The following is a 760-nucleotide window of genomic DNA, read 5'->3' as shown; positions in this document are numbered from 1 at the left end:
CCGCTATCAGATGGGCAAATCTAAATCTCGCATTACCAATTGGCCGGAATATAACAAGGCGTTGACCAACCGAGGCTCACTGACTTTTTGGATAGACGAGCAGGCGCTCAACCTCTGGTGTCACACTGAACACCATGGTGGTCGAGGTCGGGGATTTCAATACAGTGACACGGCGATAGAAACCGCCTTAATGCTCAAAGGTTTGTTTAATCTCCCCTTGCGAGCACTAGAAGGTTTTCTCAACTCAGTGTTTAGTTTGATGAGTCTGCAATTAACTTCACCTGGTTACAGCTGCATCAGCAAGCGGGCAAAGACAGTCAAAGTTAACTACCGCCCCCCTTGCCGAGGCGCGATTGCTCACTTAGTTGTCGATGCCACAGGACTGAAAGTATATGGCGAAGGTGAATGGAAAATGCGTAAACATGGTAAGGAAAAACGCCGAACTTGGCGTAAGTTGCACCTTGCGATAGATGCGGCCACACATGAAGTCATCGCAGCCGAAGTCAGTTTAGAGAGTGTGGCAGATAGTGAGGTTCTCCCAACGTTATTAAACCCACTAAGGCGCAAGGTAAAACAAGTGTCAGCTGACGGTGCTTATGACACCAACAAATGTCATAAGCTGCTGAAACACAGAGGGTGTAAACCTACGATACCGCCGCGAAAAAATGCAGGTTATTGGGAAGAAGGTCATCCCAGAAACGAGGCCGTCAGCGCTCTGAAAAGTGATGAACTCAAACAATGGAAACAAGAGAATGACTAT

Annotated in this window: 1 protein-coding gene; it reads left to right on the top strand. The window is 47.6% G+C overall.

Features of this window, described 5'->3' with window-relative positions; all coding sequences use genetic code 11:
* Positions 1 to 10: 10 nt before the first annotated feature.
* Positions 11 to 760: IS5-like element ISSpu16 family transposase (locus SHEWPOL2_RS22100; RefSeq protein ID WP_037431897.1), on the top strand; the 750-nt coding region annotated here is incomplete at its 3' end.

The organism is Shewanella sp. POL2 (genome assembly GCF_000282755.1).
Lineage (GTDB): Bacteria > Pseudomonadota > Gammaproteobacteria > Enterobacterales > Shewanellaceae > Shewanella > Shewanella xiamenensis.
This window is presented reverse-complemented; position numbering and strand designations above follow the sequence as displayed.